Consider the following 6,061-nt stretch of genomic DNA (forward strand, 5'->3'; position numbering starts at 1 on the left):
AAAAAACCGAAAACCGTAAAGATGCCCGAACGGCTAGAGAATGGGTGATTGCCCTACCTGATGAATTAGACCCTGATCAACGTAAGGACTTGGCAAAAGACTTTGCCAGGTCCTTAGTTGATCGCTATGGCGTGATTGCAGATTTAGCCATCCATGAACCGAGCAAAGGCGGTAATGATAAGAACCATCACGCCCATATCATGCTCACCACCCGAAAGGCAGAATTAGATACGGACAAGAAACTTACCCTAACCACTAAAACCGATATTGAGTTAAGCAATGCCAAACGAAAAAGCCTTGGTATGGGGACAACCCAAGAAGACATTAAGCAAATTAGAGAAAAATGGGCAGACTTAGCCAATAAAGCATTGGAACGTGCAGGCTACCGAGAAAAAATAGATCACCGCAGCTATGCCGATCAGAACAACGGACTACAAGCCACCATCCATGAAGGCACCAAAGTCACTCAATTACGCAGACAAGGCATAGATACTGAAATTAGCCGTTTCAATGACAATGTGAAACAGCAGAACACCCAACAACTTGACCAACAGAAACAGCAGAAAGAGAGCGTTTTACAGCGTGGTTTAAACCGTGTCGATCAAGGTTTTGAGCAATGGCAGAAGAACCAAGAAAGCAAACGCCTAGAACTGGAACGCCAAGCGGAAATGAAGCGACAGCAAGAATTAGATAAACAACGAGCCGAACAAGCAAATCGTAAGGCATCACGAAATTTAGATAATGATGGATGGTCACGATGAGTAACCAAAATGATGATTTAGACCTAGATGATCAGTTATATATTCTATTGGCATCTATGAAGGAATACAGAGAAGCCATAGCAGACGATAATAAGCGATTAGAGACGTTTTACAGCAAAGTGGCTAGTGGGGTGCTGGAACAGAGTAAAAAGACCCTAAATAATGCAAACCAAGAGGCTACACGCGCCCTCCAAGGTCGTATTCAGGAGTTAGATAAAGCCACCGATAAATTGAACTACAGATTTATTGCCTTGTTGTGTGCAATTTTCCTCAGTCTGGTTCTGGTTTTTCTGTCTTTTATATTTTTATTCATTCCAAGTTTTGACGAGATCAAAGAACGTCGTGCAGAAGCAGCTTGGCTAGAACAAAGATATAACCTGGATATTAAAAACTGTAATGGTAAATCCTGTGTCCGGATTATGAAAAATGACTGTCACGGGCCACACAAAGATTATTGTGTGATTGACCCTAAATAGTACTTGTTAAAGCGGAGCTGCGAGCCAATAACCGTGCTGTGTACAAACATCTGGGGTAGATTGGAGTTTTGTTGAGTACATACCTCCACCAAGTCTGATTTCCTCACCTATAAAAACTTTATGGTTATTAAATTTATTGGTAATGCTGATCCTACCATCATTTGTATATTCTAATTCACTGCTGTTAGCCCAGATAATAAAAGGGCCATTATCGCTATTTAAACGAATACAGCCATGAGGATCTAAATGTAATTTGCCACCTGTCATTGAGAGCATATAAGTCTTTGTTTCAGGACTTTGCTTAATAAAAATTACAGATTTTACAGGTTCTATAGCACTAGAAACTAAGGCGGGCTTTGCCATACAAGCAGTCAGTACAGAAATGATGAAAAAACTTTGAGCTAAATTATATATTTTCATAGTTAACCAAGTTATGAGATGGGACAGTACTTTGCTTGGTTTCTTTCATTTTCCAATTTATACCGGTGTACGCAAAGTGGCTCGACTTTGCAATATGGCTAACGCCATATTGCAAAGCATCGAGCTAAATTTTAATTAAATACGTTTCAACGCCATGATATGGCGCACCATGTCGTTAATATGCTGTTTTGTTTCATTATCTTGAGAACTTAGCCAAGTTACAACATCCGCATCAAAAGCCTTTGCTTGAGCAATCGCATGGCGTTCTTGTAATTTTTTAACAAAATTTGGTTTTACTACTGGCGCATTGGTAGGGTCAAAATTTTTATAACGTTCTAATTCATTTTGCATGGTTATACCTCCGCTTTTGATTGTGCGATGGCTCAAAGGCAGTAATGATTCTTGCAACATCACCACGTTCAACCCAAACCACTGTTAGTAGTCTACCACGATTACTCAGACCGATTGATATTAGCCGTTGCTCATCGTAATGACCAAGATCGTCAAAGGACATCAGCTCTGGATCAAGAAAAACACTACATACCTCTTCAAAAGTAATTTCACGCCCTCGATAGACTAATTCCATTTTTTTATCGTGCCATTCAAATAGCAGACCGTAATACTCAATCAACGGCATCTTTAGCTTTTTCCTAGATTTACAACCTCTAAAAGTCTACTTAGAGGGTTTTACTTATTCAATAACTCATTAATTTAAATGGTTTCTAACATCCAAATTTCGTATAACCGCCATTATGTTAAATGGAAGCCAGCGACCTCCAAGAAAATCGGTATAGTGTGAATAGTTATTGAGTAAATAAGAGAATTAAATTAGTGAAATACTCAAATGAAAAAATAGTTAAAGCTCTCTTGCTTGCTCCTTTACCGTTACTTTTTTTCATAGCAGTCCTGTTTATCGTAATGAATCAGGAATACAGCCTATACTCGATTTTAGTGGTTCTTGTAGGGCATGGCCTTGTCTACTTAGCGTATTGTATTTTGACTGTGCCTTTCAGCTTCATATTCTCAATTATTTTAAATCGTTATAACAGTCTGAATTTATTAACCATCTGTATTACCTCTCTAATTATTGCTGCTCCATTTTTTATTCTTTTTGGATGGAGTCACACAGGAGAAATTTCGAAAGAGTGGTGGAAAATGTATACCAATACATGGACTATTTTTATGGCTCTCTTTCCTGGCTTATGTTATTGGCTGTTTTTAATTAATTTAAAAGATAAAGAATAGTTATGAAAAAAATATTATATTTTAATTTCTTAGCGATTATTTTGACTTATGTATCTTTGCTTTATCAAAAAAATATATTAGTTGCTCGCATAGTTGTAGATAAGCTTGAAAAAGTTGAAGTCATAGCTGGGGGATTTCCTCTACAGTTCCTTATAGATGGTGAAACCTCTCCAGTCGGAAGTATAAGTATCAATCCTTTATTTATTTTCATCGGCATGGATCAATTTGTTTTTCTCAATTTTTTTATTGATTATTTATTTTGGGTAAGTATTTTATTTGCTTTTTCTATGATTGTGAAAAAGTACAGAATTGTATAGATCTCCTAAAATTAACATAATACACCTTATACGAAATGCAATTTTTATTCCTTTAAAAATCAATTTCTTATATACTATTGAAAAGCCCATTTACCCTCAAATGGGCTTTTTTTATGATTTTTCATGTTCCACGAACACTTATTGAGCATTGTTCCACGATTTTAATTAGATATTTTAATCATTCCAGTAAGAGCCAAGCGAGTGTCTACGAGCGACCACCTGGCATTAAAATTTCGCCCCTGCCTTTTCCCTGATTACAAGCTCCCTTTTGATTCATAACGAAAGATACAGAGCATCCCGAATGGGTGCGAACTATGTTAGTCAAATTCTAGACGAGCGAAGCGAAGGCATAGTTTCTTTTTTTATTAAATCCTCAATTCATATTTGAAAAAACAGCCCCTCAACCGAGCGAAAGCGAGGTTAAAACGTCCGAGCTTTAGCGAGGGCATAGGGCTGTTTTCCACAAGTTTTTATATTTTTTATTTTTAAATATATTTTTAAATATTTTTAAGTTGCTTGAAACGCTTGTACAGCAAGGCTTTCACAGCTAATAAGTACACCAATTCCGATATATAAGTACACCAATTCCGATATTTTAGCCCCAATAAGTACACCAATTCCGACATATAAGTACACTAATTCCGATGATATTGACACCTACATTACAAAGGTGTACAAATACACTTGAATTATAAAAGTGTACAACAATGAAAAATGACTTAGTTGTAAAAGATAATGCGTTGATTAATGCTAGTTATAGTCTTGGTCTTGTCGAACAGCGATTGATTTTATTAGCTATCGTTATTATTCGGGAACATACTCATAACATGCACCTTGACTATATTGCATTCAATAAACCAATTGAGATTACAGCAGAAAGTTATATTAATACGTTTGGTGTAAGCCATAGCACAGCATACGAAACACTAAAGGATGCCTGTAAGTCTTTATTCTCAAGACAGTTTAGCTATCAAGAACCTAGAGAAAAAGGTATTGCTCATAAAACGACTCGCTGGGTGTCTGATATTGCTTATATTGATAATTCTGCAACTATAGAATTTACTTTTGCTCCAGCGGTCTTACCCCTAATCACTTATCTTGAACAACACCTTACAAGCTACGAATTAAAACAAGTTGCCAATCTAACAAGCGGTTATGCTATTCGCCTATACGAACTTTTAATTGCGTGGCGTAGTACTGGGAAGACACCAATTATTGATTTAAATGAATTTCGTTTAAAACTTGGAGTTGGAGATGAAAAATATCAAAGAATGGGGCAATTTAAAGAAAAAGTTTTACATATTGCTATTGAGCAACTTAACAAACATACAGACATTACCGTAACTTATGAGCAACATAAGCAGGGGCGTACAATTACAGGGTTTTCATTCAAGTTTAAGCAAAAAGTACAACCTAAAATTGAAACTAAACGAGATCCCAATACCCCTGATTTTTTCATCAAAATGACCGATTCCCAACGTCATTTATTTGCAAACAAACTGTCTGAAATGCCTGAAATGGGGGCATATTCTCAAGGTACAGAAAGCTATCAGCAGTTTGCTATTCGTATTGCAGACATGCTTTTAGAGCCTGAAAAATTCAGAGAGTTATACCCTTGCTTAAAAAAGGCAGGATTTGGTAATTAAAAAAAAGGAGCTTCAGCTCCTTTTTTTTAATTTTATTCTTTGGCTGGCTGTCCTATCGAATCTAACTGATTAATCAGTTCCGCATTTACTTCTTCGCCCGACTTATTGGCAGTATCTTTACTTTCAAATCGTGATGAATCTTGGAGTTCTTTTTTCATACGTTCACGGTCTTCGTCTGTAATTTCTTGCGGAGCAGGTACTTGTTGCGCTTCTTGGCGTACTTCTTCCACAATCTCAGGAGACGATGCTTGCACTCTTACATGTTCTGGTTCTTCTTTATTTTTGCTGCATGCAGTAAGGGTAATAACTGACATTGTTAATAAAGACATTAAAATTTTATATTTCATAAAGAATATCCAGCTTAATTGTTATTCATCGAAGGTAAATCAAAAAGTATTCTATCCCGATCCTCTATTAAATAATCATTAAGTTCAGCGAGTATTTTTTCTTTGTTGGCTTCATTGGATTGCATTTTTTTAATCAAGTAAGAACCAAGTAAGATTTTACGCCGAGTATCATCCTTGCGTTCTTGCTCTTTCTGCTTTGTTCTTTCTCTTGCTTCAATAGCCTGTTTCTGAGCTTTTAACTGTTTCAGCTTCTCCAACTGGGCTTCAATTTTCTTTTCAATATTTTCAGTTGATTTTGTCATAACGGTTAATTTCGGGATATAGAAAACCACTCAAGCATAAGGCTCTATGAACTAGAGTTCAAGCGAGCTATATGTTATCGTGTTTTTCATGAAATGCGCACTTACGACTTGGATTTCATCCAAGTCAAAGTTTGCGTAAGGGGATTCCCCTTAACCCCAAAAAACTGCTACGCAATTTTTTAAAAGCAAAAGCATCTCAAGGCGACTGCATGGCAATCTATCATTGTTCGACTAAAACGGTTAACCGAAGTTCGGGACGAACTGCGGTTGCATCTTCTGCATATCGTGCAGGGGAAAAACTCAAAGATGAGCGTACAGGATTGACGCATGACTTTACGAGAAAGGACGGTGTCGCCCATTCTGAAATTATCTCTAATTTAGATATTGAAATTGACCGTGGTGAACTTTGGAACTTGGCAGAAAAAACCGAAAACCGTAAAGATGCCCGAACGGCTAGAGAATGGGTGATTGCCCTACCTGATGAATTAGACCCTGATCAACGTAAGGACTTGGCAAAAGACTTTGCCAGGTCCTTAGTTGATCGCTA

General features: G+C 37.0%; 11 protein-coding genes. 6 read left to right on the plus strand and 5 right to left on the minus strand.

The features are described 5' to 3' along the window. Together E2K74_RS14030 and E2K74_RS14035 are read left to right on the plus strand one after the other, a co-directional pair. Positions 1–761: MobA/MobL family protein (locus tag E2K74_RS14030; protein ID WP_151208202.1), on the plus strand; the 761-nt coding region annotated here is incomplete at its 5' end. Continuing rightward, on the plus strand, positions 758–1,237 hold the full coding sequence (locus E2K74_RS14035) for a hypothetical protein (RefSeq protein ID WP_151208203.1): 480 nt from the start codon (positions 758–760) through the stop codon (positions 1,235–1,237). The genes E2K74_RS14030 and E2K74_RS14035, both read left to right, overlap by 4 nt. Positions 1,238–1,243: 6 nt before the next feature. On the opposite strand, the gene E2K74_RS14040 is transcribed toward E2K74_RS14035, so the two are convergent. The 3 genes from E2K74_RS14040 to E2K74_RS14050 all read right to left on the minus strand — a co-directional run bounded on the left by E2K74_RS14040 (position 1,244) and on the right by E2K74_RS14050 (position 2,294). Continuing rightward, positions 1,244–1,657, minus strand: coding sequence for a hypothetical protein (locus E2K74_RS14040; RefSeq protein WP_151208204.1), 414 nt, complete (start codon positions 1,655–1,657; stop codon positions 1,244–1,246). A 135-nt stretch (positions 1,658–1,792) separates the two neighbouring features. Further along, positions 1,793–2,008: a hypothetical protein gene (locus E2K74_RS14045; RefSeq protein ID WP_136144374.1), complete on the minus strand. Its 216-nt coding sequence runs from the start codon at positions 2,006–2,008 to the stop codon at positions 1,793–1,795. Further along, positions 1,998–2,294, minus strand: a complete 297-nt coding sequence (locus tag E2K74_RS14050) for a BrnT family toxin (protein WP_136144373.1) — start codon at positions 2,292–2,294, stop codon at positions 1,998–2,000. Before E2K74_RS14050 ends, E2K74_RS14045 begins: the two co-directional genes overlap by 11 nt. 194 nt (positions 2,295–2,488) lie before the next feature. Here E2K74_RS14050 and E2K74_RS14055 point away from each other — a divergent pair, with 194 nt between their 5' ends. The 3 genes from E2K74_RS14055 (at position 2,489) to repM (ending at position 4,865) form a co-directional block, all read left to right on the plus strand. After that, positions 2,489–2,902, plus strand: coding sequence for a hypothetical protein (locus E2K74_RS14055; protein WP_004967533.1), 414 nt, complete (start codon positions 2,489–2,491; stop codon positions 2,900–2,902). 2 nt (positions 2,903–2,904) lie between these two features. Then, positions 2,905–3,219 carry a hypothetical protein gene (locus E2K74_RS14060; RefSeq protein WP_000723215.1) on the plus strand — a complete coding sequence of 105 codons (315 nt, stop codon included), beginning with the start codon at positions 2,905–2,907 and terminating at the stop codon, positions 3,217–3,219. Positions 3,220–3,926: 707 nt separating this feature from the next. Further along, positions 3,927–4,865, plus strand: a complete 939-nt coding sequence (repM, locus tag E2K74_RS14065) for a replication initiation protein RepM (RefSeq protein WP_151208205.1) — start codon at positions 3,927–3,929, stop codon at positions 4,863–4,865. Positions 4,866–4,897: 32 nt separating this feature from the next. Here the strand turns inward: repM and E2K74_RS14070 are convergent, their stop codons facing one another. Together E2K74_RS14070 and E2K74_RS14075 are read right to left on the minus strand one after the other, a co-directional pair. Continuing rightward, positions 4,898–5,212, minus strand: a complete 315-nt coding sequence (locus E2K74_RS14070) for a hypothetical protein (RefSeq protein WP_151208206.1) — start codon at positions 5,210–5,212, stop codon at positions 4,898–4,900. 14 nt (positions 5,213–5,226) lie between these two features. Then, positions 5,227–5,514, minus strand: a complete 288-nt coding sequence (locus E2K74_RS14075) for a hypothetical protein (RefSeq protein ID WP_020847062.1) — start codon at positions 5,512–5,514, stop codon at positions 5,227–5,229. Between the two features lie 209 nt (positions 5,515–5,723). Here E2K74_RS14075 and E2K74_RS14080 point away from each other — a divergent pair. Then, on the plus strand, positions 5,724–6,061 hold a 338-nt coding region (locus E2K74_RS14080; protein ID WP_161982810.1), incomplete at its 3' end, for a MobA/MobL family protein.

The organism is Acinetobacter sp. RF15B (assembly GCF_007558235.1).
GTDB classification, from domain to species: domain Bacteria; phylum Pseudomonadota; class Gammaproteobacteria; order Pseudomonadales; family Moraxellaceae; genus Acinetobacter; species Acinetobacter lwoffii_C.

Coding starts and splice junctions, on each gene's coding strand:
- E2K74_RS14035 (WP_151208203.1), top strand. CDS start 758: ATGAGTAACCAAAATGATGATTTAGACCTAGATGATCAGTTATATATT.
- E2K74_RS14040 (WP_151208204.1), bottom strand. CDS start 1,657: ATGAAAATATATAATTTAGCTCAAAGTTTTTTCATCATTTCTGTACTG.
- E2K74_RS14045 (WP_136144374.1), bottom strand. CDS start 2,008: ATGCAAAATGAATTAGAACGTTATAAAAATTTTGACCCTACCAATGCG.
- E2K74_RS14050 (WP_136144373.1), bottom strand. CDS start 2,294: ATGCCGTTGATTGAGTATTACGGTCTGCTATTTGAATGGCACGATAAA.
- E2K74_RS14060 (WP_000723215.1), top strand. CDS start 2,905: ATGAAAAAAATATTATATTTTAATTTCTTAGCGATTATTTTGACTTAT.
- repM (WP_151208205.1), top strand. CDS start 3,927: ATGAAAAATGACTTAGTTGTAAAAGATAATGCGTTGATTAATGCTAGT.
- E2K74_RS14070 (WP_151208206.1), bottom strand. CDS start 5,212: ATGAAATATAAAATTTTAATGTCTTTATTAACAATGTCAGTTATTACC.
- E2K74_RS14075 (WP_020847062.1), bottom strand. CDS start 5,514: ATGACAAAATCAACTGAAAATATTGAAAAGAAAATTGAAGCCCAGTTG.